The sequence below is a fragment of the Ancylothrix sp. D3o genome (assembly GCF_025370775.1).
Classification (GTDB): Bacteria; Cyanobacteriota; Cyanobacteriia; order Cyanobacteriales; family Oscillatoriaceae; genus Ancylothrix.
Window position 1 is genome coordinate 120,615 of the sequence record NZ_JAMXEX010000013.1, and the last position, 19,997, is coordinate 140,611.

Annotated in this window: 23 protein-coding genes; 6 read left to right on the forward strand and 17 right to left on the reverse strand. The window is 43.3% G+C overall.

Annotation, left to right across the window (positions count from 1 at the left end):
* The 6 genes from NG798_RS19845 to gvpA form a co-directional block, all read right to left on the reverse strand.
* Positions 1-735 (reverse strand): GvpL/GvpF family gas vesicle protein, encoded by a 735-nt coding sequence (locus NG798_RS19845; protein WP_261225438.1) that lies wholly within the window; start codon positions 733-735, stop codon positions 1-3.
* Positions 736-856: 121 nt separating this feature from the next.
* Positions 857-1,300 (reverse strand): gas vesicle protein K, encoded by a 444-nt coding sequence (locus NG798_RS19850; RefSeq protein ID WP_261225439.1) that lies wholly within the window; start codon positions 1,298-1,300, stop codon positions 857-859.
* Between the two features lie 52 nt (positions 1,301-1,352).
* On the reverse strand, positions 1,353-1,718 hold the full coding sequence (locus tag NG798_RS19855; protein WP_261225440.1) for a gas vesicle protein: 366 nt from the start codon (positions 1,716-1,718) through the stop codon (positions 1,353-1,355).
* 41 nt (positions 1,719-1,759) lie between these two features.
* The gene (gene gvpN, locus NG798_RS19860) at positions 1,760-2,884 is read right to left on the reverse strand and encodes a gas vesicle protein GvpN (RefSeq protein ID WP_261225441.1); all 1,125 of its coding nucleotides are present in this window, start codon (positions 2,882-2,884) and stop codon (positions 1,760-1,762) included.
* A gap of 66 nt (positions 2,885-2,950) precedes the next feature.
* Positions 2,951-4,027 carry a hypothetical protein gene (locus NG798_RS19865; RefSeq protein ID WP_261225442.1) on the reverse strand — a complete coding sequence of 359 codons (1,077 nt, stop codon included), beginning with the start codon at positions 4,025-4,027 and terminating at the stop codon, positions 2,951-2,953.
* A gap of 93 nt (positions 4,028-4,120) precedes the next feature.
* On the reverse strand, positions 4,121-4,348 hold the full coding sequence (gene gvpA, locus NG798_RS19870) for a gas vesicle structural protein GvpA (protein WP_261225443.1): 228 nt from the start codon (positions 4,346-4,348) through the stop codon (positions 4,121-4,123).
* A 307-nt stretch (positions 4,349-4,655) separates the two neighbouring features.
* On the opposite strand from gvpA, the gene NG798_RS19875 reads away from it, so the two are divergent.
* Positions 4,656-5,468, forward strand: a complete 813-nt coding sequence (locus NG798_RS19875) for a pantothenate kinase (protein WP_261225444.1) — start codon at positions 4,656-4,658, stop codon at positions 5,466-5,468.
* A 53-nt stretch (positions 5,469-5,521) separates the two neighbouring features.
* Here NG798_RS19875 and NG798_RS19880 read toward each other — a convergent pair whose 3' ends face one another.
* Positions 5,522-5,977 (reverse strand): NUDIX hydrolase, encoded by a 456-nt coding sequence (locus NG798_RS19880; RefSeq protein WP_261225445.1) that lies wholly within the window; start codon positions 5,975-5,977, stop codon positions 5,522-5,524.
* Positions 5,978-6,049: 72 nt separating this feature from the next.
* Positions 6,050-6,514 (reverse strand): thioredoxin-dependent thiol peroxidase, encoded by a 465-nt coding sequence (bcp, locus tag NG798_RS19885; protein ID WP_261225446.1) that lies wholly within the window; start codon positions 6,512-6,514, stop codon positions 6,050-6,052.
* Between the two features lie 511 nt (positions 6,515-7,025).
* On the opposite strand from bcp, the gene NG798_RS19890 reads away from it, so the two are divergent.
* The 4 genes from NG798_RS19890 (at position 7,026) to NG798_RS19905 (ending at position 10,556) form a co-directional block, all read left to right on the forward strand.
* A complete protein-coding gene (locus tag NG798_RS19890; RefSeq protein WP_261225447.1) occupies positions 7,026-7,184 on the forward strand; it encodes a hypothetical protein in 159 nt (52 codons plus the stop codon).
* Positions 7,185-7,655: 471 nt separating this feature from the next.
* Complete coding sequence (locus NG798_RS19895) at positions 7,656-8,744, forward strand: tocopherol cyclase family protein (RefSeq protein ID WP_261225448.1); 1,089 nt, start codon at positions 7,656-7,658, stop codon at positions 8,742-8,744.
* Positions 8,745-9,125: 381 nt separating this feature from the next.
* Positions 9,126-9,701: a DNA endonuclease gene (locus tag NG798_RS19900; RefSeq protein WP_261225490.1), complete on the forward strand. Its 576-nt coding sequence runs from the start codon at positions 9,126-9,128 to the stop codon at positions 9,699-9,701.
* A gap of 225 nt (positions 9,702-9,926) precedes the next feature.
* Positions 9,927-10,556, forward strand: coding sequence for a YdcF family protein (locus NG798_RS19905; RefSeq protein WP_261225449.1), 630 nt, complete (start codon positions 9,927-9,929; stop codon positions 10,554-10,556).
* A gap of 41 nt (positions 10,557-10,597) precedes the next feature.
* On the opposite strand, the gene NG798_RS19910 is transcribed toward NG798_RS19905, so the two are convergent.
* The 7 genes from NG798_RS19910 to plsX all read right to left on the reverse strand — a co-directional run bounded on the left by NG798_RS19910 (position 10,598) and on the right by plsX (position 16,593).
* Positions 10,598-10,891, reverse strand: a complete 294-nt coding sequence (locus tag NG798_RS19910) for a DUF2288 domain-containing protein (protein ID WP_261225450.1) — start codon at positions 10,889-10,891, stop codon at positions 10,598-10,600.
* Positions 10,892-10,929: 38 nt separating this feature from the next.
* Positions 10,930-11,568, reverse strand: coding sequence for a 1-acyl-sn-glycerol-3-phosphate acyltransferase (locus NG798_RS19915; RefSeq protein WP_261225491.1), 639 nt, complete (start codon positions 11,566-11,568; stop codon positions 10,930-10,932).
* Between the two features lie 138 nt (positions 11,569-11,706).
* Positions 11,707-12,645, reverse strand: coding sequence for a substrate-binding domain-containing protein (locus NG798_RS19920; RefSeq protein WP_261225451.1), 939 nt, complete (start codon positions 12,643-12,645; stop codon positions 11,707-11,709).
* 4 nt (positions 12,646-12,649) lie between these two features.
* Positions 12,650-13,090: a PspA/IM30 family protein gene (locus NG798_RS19925; protein ID WP_261225452.1), complete on the reverse strand. Its 441-nt coding sequence runs from the start codon at positions 13,088-13,090 to the stop codon at positions 12,650-12,652.
* 209 nt (positions 13,091-13,299) lie between these two features.
* Positions 13,300-14,181, reverse strand: coding sequence for an ACP S-malonyltransferase (fabD, locus tag NG798_RS19930; protein ID WP_261225492.1), 882 nt, complete (start codon positions 14,179-14,181; stop codon positions 13,300-13,302).
* A gap of 190 nt (positions 14,182-14,371) precedes the next feature.
* Positions 14,372-15,367 carry a beta-ketoacyl-ACP synthase 3 gene (locus NG798_RS19935; protein WP_261225453.1) on the reverse strand — a complete coding sequence of 332 codons (996 nt, stop codon included), beginning with the start codon at positions 15,365-15,367 and terminating at the stop codon, positions 14,372-14,374.
* A 179-nt stretch (positions 15,368-15,546) separates the two neighbouring features.
* Complete coding sequence (gene plsX / locus NG798_RS19940; protein ID WP_261225454.1) at positions 15,547-16,593, reverse strand: phosphate acyltransferase PlsX; 1,047 nt, start codon at positions 16,591-16,593, stop codon at positions 15,547-15,549.
* A gap of 142 nt (positions 16,594-16,735) precedes the next feature.
* On the opposite strand from plsX, the gene NG798_RS19945 reads away from it, so the two are divergent.
* Positions 16,736-18,052 (forward strand): D-alanyl-D-alanine carboxypeptidase, encoded by a 1,317-nt coding sequence (locus tag NG798_RS19945; RefSeq protein WP_261225455.1) that lies wholly within the window; start codon positions 16,736-16,738, stop codon positions 18,050-18,052.
* A gap of 13 nt (positions 18,053-18,065) precedes the next feature.
* On the opposite strand, the gene lptC is transcribed toward NG798_RS19945, so the two are convergent.
* Together lptC and NG798_RS19955 are read right to left on the reverse strand one after the other, a co-directional pair.
* Entirely contained in the window at positions 18,066-19,238 is a 1,173-nt protein-coding gene (gene lptC, locus NG798_RS28030) for an LPS export ABC transporter periplasmic protein LptC (protein WP_261225456.1), read from the reverse strand.
* Between the two features lie 120 nt (positions 19,239-19,358).
* Complete coding sequence (locus NG798_RS19955; RefSeq protein WP_261225457.1) at positions 19,359-19,973, reverse strand: NYN domain-containing protein; 615 nt, start codon at positions 19,971-19,973, stop codon at positions 19,359-19,361.
* Between the last annotated feature and the right edge of the window lie 24 nt (positions 19,974-19,997).

Here is a 19,997-nt window from a genome sequence, read left to right on the forward strand (position 1 = left end):
TTAATTAAGTTGGGAAAAGTTATAAGGAGCCGTAAAATTATTATAGCGAATCAACAGCCGCGATTCAAACAAACGGTCAAGCTTTTCTACCCGTTCGCTAAAGGTTTGTTCAAGATCCCAAGGAATCAAATAAGCCGCGTTGTAAATCATTTTCTCGGTTAACAAATCATTTTCCACCATTTCCACCGCTAAAGGATTTAATTCTGCCTGAAATACCTCAATAATTTCTTGCTTGCGGCCCTCCAAACCCCGCTCAATTTCTTGGCCAATTTCAATCACCTGATCCATCCCTAAACGCTGACCTTCCAACCGATCTCTTTTAGCTTTTAAAATTTCGTTTTCTTCCACCATTTTCTGCAACTCCGCCTCATTTTCCCAAAAAACCTTAACTCCAACTTCCCGCCGGCCTTCTAACTTGTTAAACAGTATTTTTAAACTTTCCCCATAAGGTGCCGTTAACTGCTGATTCACACTTTCCCAATCTTCCACCGTCAAACCAAATTGCAGCGGTAATAGCATTCGATATCCCTGCTGCATCGCTTCTTCTAACACCTTTTCATGGCCTAATAAATTTCGCCGGCTTGCCAAATATCGCTCTTGTTTTGCTTCCGAATACAAAAAAGCAAACTCACCAATCAAATGATTTTGCACCGGCTGACCATCCAAGCCTTTTAGCTGTAGATTTTTCGGCCCCGGCGCCGGGAAAATTCCGTATAAATAAAGTCCGTATCCCATCTTTTTAATTTTAGATTTTAGCTTGTAATGATTGCAACTATTTTAAATTGAAATGAATTTATATATTAACATATTCACACAACAAACACCTCTTTTGTAACGCAAATTAATATTATAAAAATTAGAGAGGTTGCGACGTTAAAATTAATCGCAATTTAGCATGAACTAAATTTAACTGAGCCAAACCCAAATCTACACTACCTTCCACCACAACCCCCGTATGCAGCAGCCGGTCAAGCAACTCTAAAATTGAAGCCTCCCCCGCAGTTTTCCCCGGATAGTATTCCTTTTTAGGAAGAAGCGATCCAAATTCAGCCAAATCAATATTTAAGTCAGCCGGATCAATTTCAAAAATCTCGCATAAATTGATCACTTGTTCTTCAAGCCGGCGTAAACTTTCCCCAGCACGATCCAAATCATCATCATCCAACAAACCGGCATCCATTCGCCGAATTACTTGCGCTTCCATCAACTGCCGAATCAACTCTACCAGCGTCAAAACCAAAGGCGCTAAACCGGCATCCTTCCCCGATTTTTTTGGCTCAAAAACAATTTCATTACTCATTTTTTTGCATAGTTTATAGTAAGTTTTCTAAATTCTTGCCGGTTCTAACAAATCACTCTTTCACCTCCTCCCGACTTCCAGCCAGCATTTTTAACGTCTCCACTTCTTCTTTTAAACTTTTCATTTCCTCTAATAATTGCTGATTGGCCTCCATTAAATTTCGAGCCTGCGAACTTAAATAAGGGTCACTTTCCCACCAATTTATCCCCATTTCCTTAGCCTTATCAACCGAAGCAATTAATAAACGAATCCGAATACTTAATAACTCCGTTGAACCAACCGAAACCGAAATATCCCCAGCAATAACAATCCCTTTATCTAACACCCGCTCTAAAATATCCGCCAAAGTTGAGCCAGAAGTAGCACTGGCAATTCCCCGACTGGGGACAGTTGAGCGAGGTTGCGGTGTCAAACTCATAAAATTAGGGATTATAAATTAAATAAACCGAGAGCAAAGTTTCAATTACCTCCCAGTATAACAAAACTGCGATCTTCGCGCTGCTTCACCACACCTTTTTTAATTAAAACCCTTAAAGCATCGGTCGTTTGAATACGGTTAATCCCTAACGCCATCTCAATTTCTGCAAGTTTTGCCCCCTGAGATTGTTGCAAAAAAGCATAAACTTTTTCATCAGAAATCACCGGCACCGAAATAGAAGCCGAACTAACCCTTACTTCAATCTCACTGCTAACATTCCACACCGCCGAAAGATCATCTAAAACTTCATCAAGTAGCTTGCTTGCCACATCTACCGGCATCCCCGATCTCGACAGCAAAACATCACAGCAAATTTCCCGAAAATCAACATTTTCTGGCAACAGCGGCAAATTGTGTTCAAAACACACCTTAGCAATCATCAAACCGGCACGCAAACCCGAAAGTTTATCACTTCCCGTCCGTTCTCGAAACACTTGCAACAACCGCACAATCTGACCAGCTTTTTCTCTTTCAATCCCCGTTTTTTGGACAATAATTTCTATCTGCGTTTCCCCTTCCGGTTCCGGCATATTAATAGTAACCAATCGGTCTAACAGCGCATCTTGAGTTGCATGAACCCCACAATATTCTTCTGGGTTCGAGGTAAAAATCGCTCGGAATTGGGGATGAACGCGAATATAATCAGACCGATTTCCATTTGGAGGCAAAATCAGCATTTTTTCTTCCAGAGCCGACAGCAAAACGTTATTCACCTCTGGACGCGACCGATTAAACTCATCATAAACCAAAGTAAAGCCTTCTTTAGCAGCCATTGTCAAGCGAGAATCTGTCCAATTTTGCCGCAATTCATCTTCAACTTTGACCACACTGTGAATATAATTATCCACCACTTTTTTGCGAGTATAACCCGATTGATTGCCAATCAAATCGGAGCTTTTTAACTCATCATCGCCAAAAATTAAAACAATAGGCCGGTTTAAAAGATCCGCCAAATGTAAAGCCAAAGTTGTTTTGCCGGTGCCGGCGGGCCCACGCAAATGCACAGAAAATCCTGATTGCAAATAACGCAGAGCCCTAGAAGCTGTTCGCTCAACGCTCGGTGTGTTGATAAAACCTCTCGCAGAGGCTCGCAGTACGGTTGTCATCTTGTGTTTAGAGTTGAGATTTTAAAGTAGAAATTGCCTTATTTTTAGATTGCCCAATTCCGCTTTCTAATTTACAGGAATATAAAGGCGATCACGCTGGACAATGAGATTTTTCTGCACCAAAGAACGCAGCGCATCAACTGCTTGAATTCGGTTAATCGCTAAAGCCGTTTCCAGTTCCAATAAACGCGCCCCTTTTTTTTGTAAAATATAGTGATAAACTTCCACCTCAAAAGCCACAGCGTTTGATTTCAAAATTGCTGCCGGTTCCGATTTTGGCTTTTCAATTTTTTTCGGCATCTCAACTTTCAGCGCTGCAACTGTTGCCGGTTTTTGCGGTTGCGGCTTTATTTCCTCTGCGTTGGTTCCCCAAACTTCTGCTTGCAAAGCATCTCGATATTCATTTAATTGGCGGCGATATTCTGCAAACCGACTAAACAAAGCCTTCACCGCAGCCGTTCTATCACTCTGGCTTTTTTGCAAAAATCCTTGTAAATTTTCCGCTCTTTCCACGCGCTTTAACTCTAATTCTTGTAGGTAAGTTTGCACACCTGAGCGCAAATCTTCCCTAAAAATTGTTAACTTATCTGTCAATTCTGCCTTGGTTTCCAGCCTTTCTAAGTGCCGCACACTTAAAAATTCCTGAGTTTTTTCTTTAAGATTTTCTAACTCAATTTGCCTTTGCCGGCGCTGTTCACTCACTGCCGCCAACGCCGCCTCAAACAAAGCTAAATCCTCATGCAGTTGGGCCGCTCTTTCTCGGCGATTTGTCGCCGTTTGCTCTAAAAATTCTCTCGTTCTTTCTTGAAGAAAACTCACATAACTCTCTAATTCTTCCGCCATTTTTTGCGCGCTAAGTTGACGATCCCTGGCACTATTCGTTAAAAAAATCTCCGTGTGCCGGTGCAGACTTTCGCAGAATTCTTGCCGTTTTGCAGCGCGTAAATTTTCTTCCTGCTGCCGGCTTTCTTCAGTAGTCGCCAAATTTTCTCTAAATACACTCAACTTTTCCCGCACCTGCACGGCTTTTGTTTGGCGCTGTTTTTGCAGTTCTGCCAAATTTGCTTGAATTTTTTGCTTTCGTGCTTGTACTTGGGCTTGGCGCTTTTTTGCTTCGAGTTCCCACTGCTCTTGAAAAGCCATTGTTTAATTTTCCTGCACGTTTTTGATAATTTTTAAAGTCAAAAGTCAAAAGAGTTAAAACACAACCCCTTTGACTTTTGAACATAGACTTATCTACACCGCCGGAATAGTCGGGACGGCAGCTTGGGCTGTCAAACCAACAGCTTCGGCATATTTCAAATAAGTTTCCACAGAAGCAATAACGATCCGCGCTTCAATGGCTAACAATTCAATCCCCACCAACGAAACCCGCACCCAAGCATCTACAACAATGCCTTTATCAAGAATGCGGTCTACAACTTCTGCCAAACTCGAAGAAGAGTTTACTTTTTCAACGGCCATTTTTGTATCTCCTCGTTTTTACTTGGGCTTTAGCCCTCAAGGTATGTAATTGGGCAAAAGCCCATCAAGTCCTGCCACAGGTTTGAAAATTTTTCCTTACTAAGGAAAAACTCCTAAAATTAAAACTTTTTACCCCTTTACCATCAAGCAATGGCCGATTTGTGGTAAAAAATTTTAACCTCATAATACGTTACACCGAATGGCGCGCAAAAAAAATGAGGAAAATACTTAACTTTTCTCCTTAACAAATATTTACAAAGAATCGCCACAAAAGAAACAAACGAACTCTAGGCAATTAATTAACAACATGAATCAAACAACCAAGGATAAGCATTACTGGCTGGCGTTAATGGTAGGAAACTCGCGGCTGCATTGGGCGTGTTTTTGTGACCGGCATCTTCTGGCATCTTGCGACACTCCCCACCCACCGGCACCGCAATTATTTGCCACAGAATTCTCGTTTTCAGCGTGGCAACCCCAATTTAATACAGAAACAATCCCATCTTTTGCAACCAATTTAACCGATCAGCCGCCGGTTGTGGTGGCTTCAGTAGTCCCTGACTTATTAAAACCTTGGCAAAGTTATCCAAATGCCCGCATTTTAACCCTCGCAGATGTGCCAATGGTGGGGATTTATCCGACTCTAGGAATTGACAGGGCTTTGGCAGTTTGGGGGGCCGGCAATTTATTAGGCTGGCCGGTTTTAGTAATAGACACCGGCACCGCTTTAACCTTCACCGCTGCTAATAGCAATAAAACCCTGAAGGGCGGCGCAATTTTACCCGGTCTTGGCTTACAATTTCAATCATTATCCCAAAAAACTGCCGCCCTTCCTTTAATTGAAATTTCCTCAAACCCAACCTTACCTCCCCGTTGGGCCTTAAATACCGAAGATGCAATTTCCAGCGGAATTCTTTACACCCTTTTGGCCGGTATTCACAACTTTATTACCGACTGGTTACAGCAATTTCCCAGCAGTTCTATCGCCCTCACCGGCGGAGATCGGCAGATTTTAGGCTATTATTTAAAACAATTATTTCCCGATATTTCCGCCCCCCTCATTATCGATAAAAATCTAATTTTTTGGGGAATAAGAGACTTAGCCCTTAGCCAAATGTAGGGGCGGTGGCAAGAGTGTTGCAGGCCCCATACCCGCCCAGACAAAGCACAAAATTAAGCTAAAACAGTGTCACCCTTAAGATAATCTTCTAATTGCCGGTTGTGATCATGGCTAAGTTTACCTTGGGGCAAATTATCACGAGAAAAAGCTTTTACTTCCGCAATTTCTAAAGTATCAGAAACTTTCATTTCCCCCTCAACTTCCGCCTCCACTAGCACACAAATTGAGTGAATTCTGGGGTCTCTATCAGGTGCAGAATACACCCCCACCAACCGGCTAATTTTTACTAAATTTAAACCCGTTTCTTCCTTCAATTCTCGACGAATAGCCGTCGAAATATCTTCACCCCAATTCACAATTCCCCCCGGTAAACCCCACTCCCCCGTATCTTGGCGGCGAATCATTACAATGCGACCATCTGGTAAAATTGGAACAGCCACAGTACCCGTGACTGGATGCCTAAAAATCACCCCTAAAACTGTTTGAACATACTGCCATAAACGCTGCATAAAATTTTTCCTTTGTCATTTGCCAACAGTCATGGGTAATGCGTAATTGGTAATTGCTGTGTTTTTCCCCAATCACAAATCCCCAATATCAGACAAAATTTCCGCTGCGTGAGTTTCCGGTTTAACTTTGCGGTAAATTTTTTCCAAAGTGCCATCTGGGGCTATGACAAAAGTGTGCCGGTGAACACCCATATATTCTTTGCCCATAAATTTTTTCAGCCCATAACTTTCATAAGCCGTCGCAACTTTTGCGCCTTCATCACATAATAAGGGAAACGGAAGTTGATATTTTTGGATAAATTTTGTGTGAGATTTGGCATCATCGCTACTGATTCCCAGCACCACAATATCTTGTGATTTATATTGCGGGTAAAAATCTTTAAATGCACAGGCTTCTTTGGTGCAACCAGGGGTATTATCGCGGGGATAAAAGTATAAGACAACACGCTTACCCCGCAAAGCAGACAAGCGGTGGATGTTACCTTCGGCGTCGGGTAGGCTGAAATCGGGAGCGAGATCGCCAAGATTAATAGGCATAGGTGATTTTTTGTCAAGAGAAGAGCAATAGAAATTTGTGGGGGGCGATGGTAAAAAGCATAGACTAAGACCACCGGCAGATTGTTAAAGCACGAAAATTAATAATTTAACCCCAACCTGTTATCATATACTGTGCCGGTGCAAGTTCAATAAAGCTCGCTGTCGAGTGACCGATTTGGACAAGGAGACAAAGTTAAACGAGTAACAACTTACCAACAAGCCTTAGCTGCACTCAGCGCCAGAGTTTTTTCTAGCTCTCTGACAGGCTTTGATGTAGATAATGCGTTCAGAGAGACGGTTTTGTAAATAACCATTAAGGCCGGCAGCCTGTGCGTGTGAAATCAAGGCAGTTGTTGCAGTGTATGGCCTTCTTCTTTGTTTTAAGCTGTGTTCGCGGCAATATATTCTTTGCCGGCAATTAAAAAGCGAAATTTTTTGCATTATTGCAGCGAACAAACTTGCACCGTAAACGCTTAAATTTTTTGTTGTTTCTATTAACGATGAGGTTCACATGGCAAAACGCCGCAATCCCAAAAAAGAAAAAGCACTCCGCAACCGAGAATATGCTCGTCAGTTCCGCAAACAAACAAATACTGGCCGTTTTTCCAGAAAACAGCGCACTGAAACCAAGGCGACAGACGAAGAAGAAATGAGCAGTGAAGAAAATTAACTCCACAATGGTGTTTTAAACTTCACCGATTGGTATCAATTTTTTCTATCTTAGTCGAAGCCGGCAGATTTTAGCTAGATTTGCCGGCTTTGTTAGTAGAGATTTTCTCTAAGTTGTATAACAAGTTTTGATTTGTTTCAATTTCAATTTTCACCGGCTTTACTAACGGTGGGCAATTTTTAAAATGTCAACCGGCCAAACCTCTTAAACTCAAGCATTACCTGCAACTTTTCCCAAACCCAAAAAGAACTCAATCAAGCCATTAATGCCCTACAATAATACTTAAAAACCTTCAGGCTTTTAAGCACAGCAAGGTAACCGCGAATGCAGAAGGAAATAAAGTTTTTACTCAAACGCAAAGTCGCCCCGAAAAAATTAGAAAAAGCCCTAAAATGAAATTTAGGGAATTAACCCCACCTCACCAATATGTTAACCTCAGAAAAGTTTACTTAAAAAATTTGGCAAAAAGACATGACAAACCCTTCTATCACTCTCCAAACCCCTCACAGCGGCTACCATTGGGACGGTAGCGGACGCTTTTTTGAAGGTTGGTATTACCGCGTAACATTACCCGAAGATGGCAATACCTTTGCTTTTATGTATTCCATCGAAGATCCCGCCGGTGACACCCCTATTGCCGGTGGTGCAGCCCAAATTCTCGGCCCCGATGATGCCTACTTTATCCGTACCTTTCCTGATGTTAAAAAATTTTGGGCGTGGCAAGATGCCTTGGGTTTAGGACATTGGGGAAACAGCAACTTTTCGACATCAGAAAAACCCCGTCTTTTAACCCCAGAAAATTTTAATCAAAACATCCAGCAAGGCTATCAATGCACCGCAACTTTAAACCAAGGAAAACTTTTTGACCCCGGCACCGGCCACACCGTAAAATGGCAATATGAAATTACCCCCATTTACGGCTGGGGAAACACAAATACACCCCAACAATCAACAGCAGGATGGTTATCTTCTTTCCCAATTTTTGAACCCGGATGGCAAATTCTCATGGCACACGGCCACGCCACCGGCTACATTGAATGGCAAAACAAACGCTACGAATTTATTAACGCACCGGCCTATTCTGAGAAAAATTGGGGCCGGTCATTTCCGAAAAAATGGTTTTGGGCAAACTGCAATTTATTTGAAAACGAACCCAACCTTGCCTTAACTGCCGGTGGCGGAAGACGCGGCGTTTTATGGTGGGAAGAAAGCGTGGCAATGGTAGGAATACACTATCAAGGAAAATTTTATGAATTCGTACCTTGGAACTCGCAAGTATCGTGGGAAATAACCCCCTGGGGCACTTGGCAAATAAACGCCAAAACCCCCCAATACCAAGTTACCCTCACCGGCACCACCTCGCGGCCTGGTTTACCCCTGCGAGCACCCACCCAAGACGGCCTAAAATACGTCTGCCGCGACACCGCCTACGGCCACCTCACCCTGACATTGCGCGAAAAGAGGGGAGGTCGGTTTCAAGACATCCTCAACGCCACCAGTGAATGTTGTGGTTTAGAAGTCGGGGGTGGCCCTTGGGATGGAATTTGGCGTTCTGCCTAACAAGAAACAGGCCGGTATCACTCAAAAGTCATAAGAAAAGAAAATTGAAAAAAAATCTCGGAAACACCCCCAAAATCTGTTATTATGAATTCGGATATGGGGCTGTAGCTCAGTTGGATAGAGCGAGCGCCTCCTGAAAAATCGGGCAGCTTGGAGGAAACTCCTTGTCTGAATGTGGTCAAATTCAAGGAAGCCTAAGTCTGGCAACAGATACGGTAATCTTGAGCCAAGCCGAAATAAGTTAAAAGTCCTTAGTCCTTAGTTCTTAGCTTGTTACTAATGACAAATGACAAATGACTTTTTCGGAAGGTGCAGAGACTGGTTTAAGGAGAAAAAAAGATAGACTTTCATGTCTTATCAAAAGTAGAGCAGAGAGGCGTTCTGGTTGGAATGTTATTAGGGTGCTCAAAAAGAAGTCAAAATAACTTTTTGATCCAACATTCAACCGGCAAAGAGGACTATGTTTTATTTAAAAAACAACTCCTCGAACAAATCACAAAAAAACCGGTAAGCCTCCGCGTGGTGCATCTCAAAGACGGCGAACTCATCCGCCTCGAACCGAAACAAATTCCCTTAACACGGATATTGCTAAAAAAGCTATATCCCAGAGGAACAAAAACCGTAACTCGAAAGTTCCTCAACCTTTTAACAATTGCGGGAATAGCAATTTGGTTTCTCGATGCGGGAGCAAAGTCTTTTAAGAGAAAAAACGGCAAAATTCACGCGCTGGAAATTACCCTCAATACCTCACTTTCTAAAGAAGAAAACGAGATAATTATCGCTTATTTTTCGGAAGTGTGGGGGTTTAAGTGGGGGTTAAGCAAAAACAAAACCAGCTACCGGCTGCGAATGGGAACCCAAGAAGGAAAACGTTTTTTAACCTTCATAAAACCCTACGTTCCTAACTCAATGCTCTATAAAATCGAAACCTCCTTGAACACAACGGCCACCACCTAAGTGTTGCAGACATAAGGTGAAGGAATAGTCCAGAAAGTGAGGAAACTCACACAAATCTGAAGCGCTAGGCCGCCGGTTCGAGCCCGGCCAGTCCCGTTAGTATGGTAAGCTAAACCAGACAAAATCCCGACGTGAGTAAAACAACTCAGAAAGGGAAACCTAGGGGCATTTCGCACGCTGTGTCGAGCGAACTCCTGCCAGTAAATCTATGGAATCAAAGCGATAATGGTTGACAGGAGCTATCATCCAACCAGAGAGCGTACAAGACGCTACAAAGCAAAGAAACGGCGGGTTTCGAGGTCATGGCGAAGCACCGTACTCTTATTTTGGCTAGTCTTCTTTTCCCTGGCCGGTTGGATAGGCTACCGGCAAATAAAAACCTTCTTCAGTCAACCACAAGCCTTATTAGTGTTGGGAGGAGCAACAGAGCGAGAAAAATTTGCCGCACAGCTTGCCCGTGAATATCCTAACCTAGAAATTTGGATCACCGGCGGCAGTAACCCAGAGTACGCAGAATGGGTATTTTCCGAAGCCGGTGTGAATTTATCGCGGCTACACTTAGACGACCGCGCCACCGACACCGTAACCAATTTCACAACCCTGGTAGACGACTTGCAAGCCAGAGGAATTGAGAGCGTTTATCTAGTAACCTCCGACTATCATATAAGACGAGCCAGCGTCATCGGAGAGATAATTTTAGGCAGTCGGGGAATAACATTTAAACCCATGCCGGTGCCCTCCCATGAAAACCCCGAACCCTTAGAAAAATCAATTAGAGATGGTGCAAGAGCTATTTTGTGGGTAACAACCGGCCATACAGGATCAAGTTTGAGCCGGTATTTTCCTAACTGGTAATCAGTAAGTTGGGTTTCGCTTTGCTCAACCCAACCTACTATTTAAGCGGCCAACTCTTGAATCAAAACATAAGGCTGAACAATTAAAGTATTAAAACGTTTTTGTTGATTGCTATTCCAATCTGTTAACTGTTCCTGAGAAGGCTTATAAATCAGCGATTCACTAATCCAATGCTGCACCGACGCCACATTATCCCCAGCAATAGCGACGCCAACATCAACTAAATCTAAATTTCCAGTTACCACCACAATTGCTTCTCGTCTGGCGTGAGGAATCAACCATTCCCACTCCGACTCATCCAACATTTCTGTCAATTCGGCGCGAAGATCCTGCATTATTTTTCCCTGCAAATCCTAAAGGTTTCAATATAACATCACCGGCCTAAATCGTGCATTCCATTAATCACATCCGCGCATTTTTTAGTAATTGCTTCCAACTCATCGCGGTTTGTCGAAGCCGGCGCCGGAATTAACTCTCCTACACGAACAGTAACCGGCACAGAACGAGGCACCGCAGAACCTTTAACCAAAATCTTCTCACTCCCCCACAAACACACCGGCAAAAGAGGAGCCTTAGCCTTCGCCGCAATCAAAGCAGCCCCCAATTTAGGCTCTGTAATTCTACCATCAGGTGTCCGAGTTCCCTCCAAAAAAACACCAGTTGCCCAACCATTCTCTAACGAATTTAAGGCCGCACGAATAGCATTACGGTCTCCCCCGCCACGATTAACCGGATAGGCACCATAAAGCGTAATTGCTTGCTTAAGAACCGGCACCTCAAACAACTCCTGCTTAGCCATATAAGCAACAGGCCGGCGTAAAGAACTAGAAACAATTGGTGGGTCAAAATGACTTGCATGATTACTCACCACCACCACCGGCCCAAGAGTCGGCATATTTTCTGCACCATAAATGCGACCTCGAAAATAAGCGTTAAACATCGGTGCAACAACAGACCACTTAAACAAATGATACAGAAGTAAACTCTCAACAGGCTCGCGGTCTCTACCCACAGTTTCTACCATTTTAGATTTCAAATATATGATCTTATAATAAAGTGCTCAGTCTGTGATCTTTTTTTTAACTACAAACGACAAAAAACCCAGTTTCTTAAAAAAACGGAGTTTTTAGTTGACTGAGAAAACCTCTATTTAATTGCCACCGGACATTGCCTGCTGACCTTGAGGAGAAGTTACATAACCCAAAAACGCCTGCACCTGCGGACTAGCAGGATTTTTGTACACATAAAACAGCGTTCGTTGGTAGGGGTAAGCGGGATTATCTGGAGTGAGGTTATTCACCGGCACCACGCGGACTGTTTGCTGTTGGGCAACCTGCGTATAAGTTGCATAACCAATGCCATCGTTTTTGAGAGCTTGTAGTAATGGCGTGGTGGCGTCTTGACTCAGGGTTGTAATGTTAGGGCTACTGCCAAAACTTCCTCCTCCTAAAACTAATTCTTTAAAGGTTTGATGAGTACCGCTAATCGCAGGCCGGTTAATGACACGAATAGTAGAAGGTTGTCCTCCCACTTTTGACCAGTCCTTAATATCTCCCTCAAAAATATCTTCTACTTGACCGCTAGTTAATCCTTGTTTCCAAGGGTTATTAATTCCTACAACAATAGCGATGGCATCTAAAGCAATTGGCACCGCGACTAAGCCTTGATTTTTTTCTTGGGGAGTGAGGGGTCTGGAAATGGCTGCAATATCAACGTTGCCGCTTTTTAATGCTTCTAATCCTTTTTCCGTACCGTTGGCGATGGTGTACACAATAGTGCTAGGAAATTGTTTTTGGAAGCCAACTTTTAAGCTTCGATTAATAGCCACCATGCTTGTAGAACCATCGATACTTACGGTAGTGCCGGCGGGTACGAATGCGGGTAGTTTAAATACAGAATCGCCCGTTTGTTGTGGCACAGAAGTGTTGTTTGTTTGATTTTGGTTTGTTTGTGTTTGGTTTGTTTGGGTTTGGGTGCCGGCAGTTTCTTGTTGTGGCTGCTTCATAACAAAGAACCAATACCCACCGGCTGCCAATAACAAAAATATCAAAATATAAACAATTGGTGGTGGCCCGCTTTTTTTTGCCATATATTTACTCGCCTAATTTTTGGGTTTTTGTCCGCTCTTGCAACAATTGCAGACGTTTATTTACTTCATCATCAACGGTCATTTTTTCCAAATCTGCCTGTAATTTTTCGGCGGAATTTTCCGAGAGTTCCGCAAAGGCTTGTTCTTTCAAGTGCCGGTGTTCTACGGCGCTTTTGGCTTGCTCAAATTGGGATCGCGCTGAGTCTATACTTAAATCATTGTTAACTTTGGCAATGGCTCCGAGTGCTTGGTTGATTTCTGCCAAATCTTTCATATTTTGCATATCGGTTTTATATTGTTCCAGCTTCATCCGTTCTCGGTTTAGCTTATCTTTGGAAGCATTTACATATTTTTCTGCTTGGTTAACTTGGGTTTCTAATTGCGGTAATAACTGCTCAATTTGAATCACCCAGACTCCACCGGCAAACCCCACAACCAATTCCAAGTTCCTACCATTGTCCTGCCGGCTTTTTCACCCATCAACCAGTAGATAAATTTTTTCATAAATTAAATAGGCAGATATTATACTTCCAGTGTATTCTACACATCGGGCCGGTGTGGGTTAAGAAAAGATTATCTTTTTTGAGACGGTTTTACAAGACAAAAAAACCCGATTTTTCAAAGAAACCGGGTTTTTAGAATTGAACCAGTATTTTAACCTTCTATTTGAGCCAGAGTGTTAATATTCTCCAAACCAATATCAGGACAAGTGCGTTTTATGAGGCCGGTGAGAACCTTTCCGGGGCCAATTTCCACCACCTTTTCTATTTTTAATTCAGGCAATTTCAGCATGATTTCTCGCCAGCGTACAGAGCCGGTCATTTGCTTGCTGAGACGTTCTTTTAAAGTGGCTGGATCAGTCACCGGCAGCGGCTCAATATTTGACAACACCGGCACCTTAGCTTCTGCAAAATCAACACCTTCTAAAACCTTGGCAAATTCAGCCGCCGCCGGTGCCATCAAATGCGAATGAAATGCACCAGAAACTTTTAATTTAACAGCGCGTTTTGTTTTGATATTTGAGATAACTTCGTCTACGCCTTCAGGAGTTCCAGAAATAACAACTTGCGCCACGCTGTTATCATTTGCTAATACCACATCTGCCGTTTCTTCAACTTTTTTCTCTAATTGATCGCGGTCAAATCCCATCAGTGCCGCCATTTGGCCACCGGCAGCTTCACTCATTAATTCAGCGCGGCGTTTTACTAAGCGCAAACCGCTTTCAAAGTCAATTACTCCAGCAGCATAAAGAGCAACATATTCGCCTAAACTGTGGCCGGCTACGAGATTTGGTTGGTGTCCTTTTTCGCGCAACGCATCTACTAAAATGCTTTCAACCACATAAAGACAAGGTTGAGTGTAAAGCGTATTAGAGAGTTTTTCTTCGTCAGATTGGCATACTTCAATTACAGACCAACCGAGGATTTTTTCGGCTTCTTCAAATCTTTGTTTTGCTGCCGGTGAGTCTAAAAGATCGGCTGTCATTCCGACTTCTTGCGATCCTTGTCCGGGGAATACCCATGCTGTTTTTGTCATTGGTTCAGTTGTCATTTCTCATTTCTCATTTGTCATTTGCTAGGTTGGGTAGAAGCATGAAACCCAACTTTTATAAAGCTTATGTTTCCATCAAATACCGGCAGCCAAACTTGAGAAACCGGCAATTCCCAACTAAGAAATATTACAGCAATTTTCAGCTTATTTTTAGATCCGCCAGAAATCGGCTTTCTTAACCCCATTCAAAAATCGCCGCACCCCAACTCAACCCCGCACCAAACCCAGCCGTAGCAATCACATCTCCCGCCTTAATTTTTCCCTCCCTCACCGCTTGATCTAAAGCCAGAGGAATTGAAGCCGCCGAAGTATTGCCATGATGCGCCAAATTACTAATCACTTTTTCGGGTTCAATTTTCATTCGTTGGGCGACTGCATCTAAAATCCGTTGATTGGCTTGGTGCATAATTAACCAGTCAATCTGATCTGATGTCAAATTCGCTCTAAATAAAGCTTTTTCTATGACTTCCGGCACTTTTTTTACCGCAAAACGATAAATTTCTTGACCATTCATCGTAATGCGATTATAACCGCCTTGACTGACATCAACTCCGGGGATAATTTCGTAGGGTTGCGGTTGATAAGCCAATTGTAAATTGTGATAACCGGCCCCATCACTCCGCAATTCAAAACCCAACAAATTATCTTTTTCAGACGCTTGTAAAACAACGGCACCGGCCCCATCTCCAAATAAAATACAAGTGCGCCGGTCTTTCCAATCTACCCACCGAGACAAAATATCAGCGCCAATTAACAGAATATTTCTATAGGTGCCGGTGCGGATAAATTGGCTTGCCGTTACCAACCCAAAAACAAACCCCGAACAAGCAGCCGTCATATCAAAAGCCACTGCACGAGTTGCTCCTAATTTGGCTTGAATTAGACCGGCACTGCCAAATAAATCATCGGCGCTTGAAGTCGCCAAAATAATTAAATCTAGCTCTTGCGGCTCAATTTTTGCCATTTCCAGAGCATTTTTAGAAGCCTCTGTTGCCAATTGAGCGAGGCTTTCTTGGGGACTTGCAACGCGACGCTCGCGGATGCCGGTGCGTGAGGCGATCCACTCATCGGAAGTTTCCACAATGTGGGTGAGTGCTTGGTTATCGAGGCTGGTTGCCGGTGCTGCTGAACCACAGCCAATAATTGAGATGCCGGTGCCTAATTGATTCAAGGTTCCTCCGTCTTTTTTCTTGAGTTTAGGAAAAGGGGGATGAGTTTTGTTTAGAGTTTTTATATCCTCTGATTTTTGGTTTTTTTCATCTGTGTTTGGCTTTGTTAATTGGGGGTTTTTAAAACCGCAGATAAACGCAGATAAACGCAGATGTTTTTGGTTAACTCATCTCCTTTTCCTCACTCTTTTGGCTGACTGATTATTGCTGATTCTTTGTCTGGTTTTTTGTATTGCGATTGGATGCGTTCTAAAACCTCATTATCGACGGCTTCTTTTGCTAAGCGCACCGCATTACATACGGTGGCTGCTTTTGAGGAACCGTGACCAATAATGCAAACGCCAGCAACGCCTAGCAGCAATCCGCCGCCGTGTTCTACATGGTCAATGCGTTGTTTGATGCGTCGTAAATTTGGTTTTAAAAGAGCGGCTCCAACCTTGCCGTTTATGCCTTTAACGAGTTCTTCTCGTAGAATATCTAGGACAACTTCGCCAACGGCTTCGGCAAATTTTAGTAATACATTGCCGACAAAACCATCGCAGACAATGACATCAAATTTTCCGGAAAGTACGTCTCGGCCTTCAGCATTTCCGATGAAAGGAACCAAGGCGTTATCTTGCAGCAGTTGGTGGGTACGAAGTGCTTGGTCGTTGCCTTTGCAAGGTTCTTCCCCAATGTTCAGTAAACCGACTTGAGGCTGAGGAATTCCTAGCACATATTGGCTATAAATTGTCCCCATGACGGCAAATTGTTCTAAAAACTTTGGTCGGCAATCGACATTTGCCCCCACATCCAAAATCAAAACCGGCTTATTCGGTATAACTGTCGGAAATACGGCCCCAATTGCTGGCCGGTCAATACCAGGGAGCCGGCCTAAGCGTAGTAAAGCCGCTGCCATAGCTGCGCCAGAGTGGCCGGCGGACACCACTGCGTCAGCTTTTTTTTGTTTTACGCAGTCCATAGCCACATTAATTGAGGATTTTGGCTTGCGTTTGAGAGCCGTCAAAGGCTCCTCGTCCATTTCCACAATGCCTTCTGCCGGCACGATTTCTGGCCATTTAGCATTGGGATGTTGTTTAAGGGAGGCTTCTATTTGCTGGGGATCACCCACCAATAACACCTCAACGTCCAATTCTTCCTGTGCTTTGATCGCTCCCGCAACGATTTGGGCCGGGGCATAATCCCCTCCCATAGCGTCAATTGCAATTTTTGCCCGCGTCGAACCCATTGATCATGCGTCGTAGAAACCTTAAGAATTTTAGCAGTTGCCGGTGACAAGCGAAACATAATATGGAATTTTTACTGTTTTGGCATAAACTGAGACTGTTTGCGGCCCCGCTTGCACCTCTTTTAACGTTTTACTTACACTAATGCTTGAGTTATTGAGTTCGGGTTTCCTATCGCTGTGGTTAGAGAAAGCGGGATTACCGGCCCGCGAGTTCAATGCTTTTTCGTTGTTAGCCGGCCCTGGAATTCCGGGCTGGACATTGCCGGTTGAACCCCAACCAGCCACCATCGGCTCTTTAGAAAAGTATTTACAAACCTTAACCGCCAAAGGCTTGTCAAAAAACGCTCAAGGTGTATGGTTACAAACCAATACAACGGTGCTCGCCAACAACCAAGGAACAACTCCACTGTCTGCTGCATCCCTGACTAAAATTGCCACCTCAATAGCAGCCTTAGAAAAGTGGGGCCCAACTCATCAATTCACAACAGTATTTTCCGCCACCGGCCCCATAGAAGACGGTGTTTTAAAAGGTGATTTAATTGTCACAGGCGGCGGCGATCCATTTTTTATCTGGGAAGAAGCCTTTGCCGTCGGAAATGCCCTCAATAAACTCGGCATTAAACAAGTCACCGGCAATTTAATAATTAACGGCAATTTTTCCGTAAACTTTGAACAAGATCCCCTTCAAAGCGGACAACAATTCATCGAAGCCTTAAACCCGGAAATATGGCAAGAAGACGCAAGTTTTGTTTATTCCAGCCTACCCCCTGGAACACCCAAACCGAAACTAGAAATTAACGGCACAGTTAAACTCGGTCAAACCAAAGGAAAACCACTACTCCGCCATTATTCTTTACCCCTGAGCGAAATTATTCGCCAAATGAACATTCACAGCAACAACGAAATAGCTCAAATGCTGGCCGACGGAGTGGGCGGTGCAAATGTTGTCAAAGATTTAGCAGTAAAAGCAGCCGGTGTACCCCCCGAAGAAATCTTATTAATTAACGGTTCAGGCTTAGGTCAAGAAAACCGAATTTCTCCCAGAGCAGCCTGTGCAATGTACATAGCATTACAGCGTTATTTATATCAGCAACCAGACAAAAACTACACCATAGCAGATATATTTCCTGTCGCCGGCAAAGACGAAGGAACAGTAGAAGATCGAAAAATGCCGAAAGCTTCAGTAGTAAAAACCGGCACCCTTTCTAACGTCAGCGCCTTAGCCGGAATGTTACCAACAAAAGACTATGGAGTAGTATATTTCGCCATCATTAACAACCGAGGCGAAGACATCGACGGATTAAGAGCAAAACAAGACAGCTTCCTGCAAACATTACAAAAACAATTCGGAGGAAACCCAACTCTTCCCCTCACAGCAATCGCCCCCGGCTTTTCCCACAGTGACGCTGATATCAAAATAGGAGATGTAGCCAGAAACGAAATAGTAACCGGCGGCTAAATATCATAGATTATTAACGCTGTTGCTGAGGCACAATCTCTGTAACAACCGGCCCCCCACCCCCCGTCACAGTAACAGTTTGATCCTTCAAAGAACCGGTCGCTTTAGGCCCAGAAACCGTAAACTCTGGGTCAACTTGCCGATAAATAACATTTCCTTCAGCTTCAATATTTTCGGTTTTGAGTAACCACATTAACTCATCAGCCCGCAATTGAGATTGTTTAACAGTATCAAAGCCTTGAACATTGCCGGTTAGATAGCATATTTCTTGTTTAATGTCAACTTTTCCACTATTGCCTGTGAAGATTATTTTGTCTTCAACCTGATTAATTTTCACCGGCTCAGAAGAAGTCACCATTTCCGCGTCTAAATTCCAACTAATTGCATTACTCGTAATTTGCAAAGTCGGGTCTAATAATGTCACCGTAGCATTTTCTTTTAAAGTAACAATCTTAGTTTTTAAATTAACTTCACCTTGTTTGCTTTCGGCTTTATCCGAGATTTTTTGAGCTTCGTAGCGGTCAATTAAAAGCGATTGTGGAGCGATTACAAGTTCTTTATCTATCTCCCATAATACCCGCTCAGTTCGCAATTGTAAAATCGGTTCTTCTTTGGTAATAGCGAGCACCTCGCCAATTAATTCCATTTGGCGTTTGCGGCTATACATTCGGCCTTCTTTGGCAAAAGCATCGAGTTGTTTGTGAGTGCCGTTTAAGTTTTTGCGAACAATTAATAAATCCTGGTCAGGAGTCCATTCTAACTCATCACCGCGCAACACGGCCCCGCTTTGAATATCTATAGCAATAATCTCTTTTTTGAGGAAGATTTTTTTGCCGTCTTGTTGAACTTCCCCTTCTTTTGCTTGGATGCGAAAAACTAATTTTCCGTCTTGATATAGTTCTCCTTCTGGGCTTTCTACTTCGGCAATTTCTTGGTTTTTTCTATATCTGGCTTTGCTGGCTGTGAATTTCCAAACCGGTTGACCGTTTTCTTTAAATTGTTCTAAAACTGCATTATTAACTATTAAGCTTCCCTGTTCTTCTTGTGGGGTTTGTGCGGGTTCGGCTGGGGTTGTGTTGCGATTTCCACACCCGCATAAAAACAAAGAAAATGCCAAAAGTAAAAGCCAAAAAAAAGATTTTTTTAATTGTTTTTGTTTGGCCTTTTTACTTTTAGCTTTTTTCACAATTACCTTAAATGGAGTATCCCATTTTTTGAGGTTTTCCCTGGTACCGCTTGGGGTGTGGGGGTCAAGAAATGGGGTTTTCTATTTGCTTGCTACAGTAAAGGGATGTTATCTGAACTCTTAACGTCCTTGTGGCTCATCCAATAAACTGATGCCCGAAAGGGGCCGGTAGGTGTAGTTTCCCCCATTACGGGGGGTTTTTTGGATGTCTTCTTTGACGCTTTCGAGGTCTATATAACGGTCGGCTACGTTAATTAAACTATCGCTTGTCATTGAGCGCAAGCTGACGACTTCGACGCGGACACCGCGATAGCTTACGGCATCGACAGCATAGGCAAGATCGCCATCTCCACTGACTAAAACTGCGGTGTCATAGGAGCCTACTAAAGCCATCATATCAACGGCAATTTCTACATCTAAATTTGCTTTTTTAGAGCCGTCTGGTAATTGGACTAATTCTTTGGAAATGACGCGGTAGCCGTTGCGCCGCATCCACAATAAAAATCCTTGTTGTTTTTCGTTGGTAGGATCAACGCCGGTGTAAAAAAATGAGCGTAATAAACGAGAACCGGCGGTTAACCGGCAAAGCAGTTTGGTGTAATCTATTTCAATGCCTAACTGGAGAGCGGCGTAAAATAAATTGGAGCCGTCTATAAAAATAGCAACTCGACCCCGATTTTCTAGTACCTGTTCTGGTGTGAAAAGTTCACCAGGGTTGTCTGAATGACTCAACATGATCTTATTCCTCGATTTTTTATG

Bases quoted from the DNA above. Each gene is read 5' to 3' on its own strand.
- NG798_RS19845 (WP_261225438.1), bottom strand. From the start codon at position 735: ATGGGATACGGACTTTATTTATACGGAATTTTCCCGGCGCCGGGGCCG.
- NG798_RS19850 (WP_261225439.1), bottom strand. From the start codon at position 1,300: ATGAGTAATGAAATTGTTTTTGAGCCAAAAAAATCGGGGAAGGATGCC.
- NG798_RS19855 (WP_261225440.1), bottom strand. From the start codon at position 1,718: ATGAGTTTGACACCGCAACCTCGCTCAACTGTCCCCAGTCGGGGAATT.
- gvpN (WP_261225441.1), bottom strand. From the start codon at position 2,884: ATGACAACCGTACTGCGAGCCTCTGCGAGAGGTTTTATCAACACACCG.
- NG798_RS19865 (WP_261225442.1), bottom strand. From the start codon at position 4,027: ATGGCTTTTCAAGAGCAGTGGGAACTCGAAGCAAAAAAGCGCCAAGCC.
- gvpA (WP_261225443.1), bottom strand. From the start codon at position 4,348: ATGGCCGTTGAAAAAGTAAACTCTTCTTCGAGTTTGGCAGAAGTTGTA.
- NG798_RS19875 (WP_261225444.1), top strand. From the start codon at position 4,656: ATGAATCAAACAACCAAGGATAAGCATTACTGGCTGGCGTTAATGGTA.
- NG798_RS19880 (WP_261225445.1), bottom strand. From the start codon at position 5,977: ATGCAGCGTTTATGGCAGTATGTTCAAACAGTTTTAGGGGTGATTTTT.
- bcp (WP_261225446.1), bottom strand. From the start codon at position 6,514: ATGCCTATTAATCTTGGCGATCTCGCTCCCGATTTCAGCCTACCCGAC.
- NG798_RS19890 (WP_261225447.1), top strand. From the start codon at position 7,026: ATGGCAAAACGCCGCAATCCCAAAAAAGAAAAAGCACTCCGCAACCGA.
- NG798_RS19895 (WP_261225448.1), top strand. From the start codon at position 7,656: ATGACAAACCCTTCTATCACTCTCCAAACCCCTCACAGCGGCTACCAT.
- NG798_RS19905 (WP_261225449.1), top strand. From the start codon at position 9,927: ATGGTTGACAGGAGCTATCATCCAACCAGAGAGCGTACAAGACGCTAC.
- NG798_RS19910 (WP_261225450.1), bottom strand. From the start codon at position 10,891: ATGCAGGATCTTCGCGCCGAATTGACAGAAATGTTGGATGAGTCGGAG.
- NG798_RS19920 (WP_261225451.1), bottom strand. From the start codon at position 12,645: ATGGCAAAAAAAAGCGGGCCACCACCAATTGTTTATATTTTGATATTT.
- fabD (WP_261225492.1), bottom strand. From the start codon at position 14,181: ATGACAAAAACAGCATGGGTATTCCCCGGACAAGGATCGCAAGAAGTC.
- plsX (WP_261225454.1), bottom strand. From the start codon at position 16,593: ATGGGTTCGACGCGGGCAAAAATTGCAATTGACGCTATGGGAGGGGAT.
- NG798_RS19945 (WP_261225455.1), top strand. From the start codon at position 16,736: ATGCTTGAGTTATTGAGTTCGGGTTTCCTATCGCTGTGGTTAGAGAAA.
- NG798_RS19955 (WP_261225457.1), bottom strand. From the start codon at position 19,973: ATGTTGAGTCATTCAGACAACCCTGGTGAACTTTTCACACCAGAACAG.